Here is a 2,526-nt window from a genome sequence, read left to right as displayed (position 1 = left end):
GTTCTGTGAGGTCGCGCGGCACTGATCGTGGAGCGAGGCGCGGCGCGCGACCTCATTGAAGCCGGATTGAACGAAGCCGCCGGCGCGAGGGCCTATGGGTTTTGTGCCTTGGGGCCGCTGCTCAAGGGGCCTCCGACAGGACCGATCGCAGTCCTGATGGGAGCGGGCTGACGGACGCTGCCGGCGGCAGAGCAGTGCGCGGCCGGGAGCCATGGGGGCGSGGGCGCGACGGGAGCGTCGATGATCCGCCTGATGGCTGTGGGACAGAGCCGGGCGCAGGGCATTGCTCGCCGCGACGCAGTGGCGTGCAGGGCAACAGGATCGGGTCTGCGATGCCGATGGCCTCTGGTCATGACGTATCCGGGCAAGGCCGGCAGCGCGGGAGGGTCGCGATGACGCGCATGGCGCCGCCGCAGCACGGGCAAAGCGCCGGATCGAAGGCCGGGCGCGATGGACGGGCGGCCCCCTGGATGCTGGCGTCATGGTCGCTGGTGCGCCTGCTGGCGGTTGCGGCGATGGCCTGGCGGATGAAGACAAGCCTGGAGCGCCTGTGGCCGTTGGCGAGGAAGCCGAAGTGGCGGATGCGGTGGAAGCCGTCGGGCAGTGCGTGCAGCAGGAAGCGGCGGATGAACTCGGCGGGATCGAGCCTCATGGTCCGGGCGGCGTTGCCATGGCGATAGTCGCGCCAGCGGAAGGCGACGCCGTCATCATCTGCGGCGACCAGGCGGTTGTTGGCGATGGCGACACGATGAGTGTACCGCCCAAGGTAGGCCAGCACATGCTCCGGCGAGCCGAAGGGCGGCTTGGCGTAGACGATCCAGTTGACCCTGCGCTGCCCGGCCAGCGCGCTGGCGAACGCCTTGGACCCATTGAGCGCGGCCAGGTCGCCGAAGAAGGCGAGCTCGCCTGCCTCATGCGCCTGGGCAAGCCGTTCGAGGAAGCGGCGACGGAACAGACGCGAGAGAACATGGATGGGCAGGAAGAAGCTCGGCCGGCAGGCGATCCATCGCCCGTCCGGCGCCCATGCGCCGCCTGGAACGAGGCAGTGGATATGGGGATGATGGGAGAGGGTCTGCCCCCAGCTGTGCAGGATGGCGATTCCGCCGATCTCGCCGCCCAGATGCCGCGGATCGGCGGCGATGGTCTTCAAGGTCCAGAGCGCCGCCTCGAACAGAATGCCATAGACGAGGGCCTTGTTCTGAAAGGCGATCGCCCCGATCGCGGCCGGCACGGTGAACACGACATGGAAGTAAGGCGTGGGCAGAAGGTCCTTCACGCGCGCGGCGAGCCAGGCTTCCCGGGCCGCTCCCTGGCACTTCGGGCAGTGCCGGTTGCGGCAGCTRTTGTAGGCGATGCGCCGATGGCTGCAGTCGCCACAGGCTTCGAGATGACCGCCGAGCGCCGCCGTCCGGCACAGCTCGATGGCGCGCATGACCCGCGTCTCGACGCGGCCGAGATGGCCACGCCGTTCCTGGCGGTAGGCGGCTCCATGGCGGCGGAAGATATCCGCCACCTCCAGATCGGCTGCCATGGCCGCCGCTCAGGCAGGCGGCGTCACGGCCAGGTCGAGACGGTCCAGCGGGCTTTGCGTCCTGGCGATCGTCGAGGTCGCCACATGGGTGTAGCGCGCCGTCGTCGACAGATTGCTATGGCCCAGCAGCACCTGGATGATCCGGATATCGGTTCCGCTCTCCAGAAGATGGGTGGCGAAGCTGTGGCGCAGCGTGTGGACGCTGACCCGCTTGGTCAGCCCTGCCGCCTTCGCCGCCGAGCGGCAGGCGGCGTGCAGCACCTGGACATCGATCGGCTTGTCCGGGCTGCGGCCCGGGAACAGCCATGGCGCCGGGCGCGCCAAGCGCCAGTAGCTGCGCAGGATGGCCAGCAGCGCCGCCGACAGCATCACGGTGCGGTCCCTGGCGCCCTTGCCATGCCGGACCTGCAGCACCATCCGGCTGCTGTCGATATCGGCCACCTTCAGGCTCACCGCCTCCGAGGCGCGCAAGCCCGCGGCATAGGCCGTGGTCAGCGCCACCCGCGTCTTCAGCGACGGGACCGCCTCCAGAAAGCGCACGACCTCATCGGCGCTCAGGATCGACGGCAGCTTGCGCGGCGTGCGCGCATAGACGATCCGCTCGGGGATCTCGGCGCGGTCCAGCGTCACGCCGTAGAAGAACCGCAACGCGCACACCGTCTGGTTCAGCGCCGGCCAGGATATCCCCTGCGAGACCAGATGCACCTGGAACGAGCGCACATCCTCAMGCCCGAGCCGGTCCGGCGGGCAGCCGAAATGACGGCTGAACTTCGTCACCGCGTGCAGATACGATCGCTGCGTGGCCGGCGACAGGTTGCGAAGCGTCATGTCGTCGATCATGCGGCGACGAAGGGCGCTCATCGGCTTGGCTTCGGTCATCGGGAGCTCCTGCTGGGCTGGGTGGCTTCAACACCCAAACCCTCCCAGCAGGAGCCTCCCGTCACAAACCCCGCAGCTTTCCCGCGTCAGCGGGTTCGTTCCGGGTTCGTTCAATC

The 2,526-nt window shown here is 68.7% G+C and carries 2 protein-coding genes; both read right to left on the bottom strand.

From position 1 onward, the window contains the following. Positions 1-349: 349 nt before the first annotated feature. Positions 350-1,531: an IS91 family transposase gene (locus tag AC1D34_RS36580; RefSeq protein ID WP_476826902.1), complete on the bottom strand. Its 1,182-nt coding sequence runs from the start codon at positions 1,529-1,531 to the stop codon at positions 350-352. A gap of 9 nt (positions 1,532-1,540) precedes the next feature. Next, a complete protein-coding gene (locus tag AC1D34_RS36575; protein ID WP_476826901.1) occupies positions 1,541-2,410 on the bottom strand; it encodes a site-specific integrase in 870 nt (289 codons plus the stop codon). Between the last annotated feature and the right edge of the window lie 116 nt (positions 2,411-2,526).

Source organism: Allobosea sp. P1_A7 (assembly GCF_056406775.1).
This window is presented reverse-complemented; position numbering and strand designations above follow the sequence as displayed.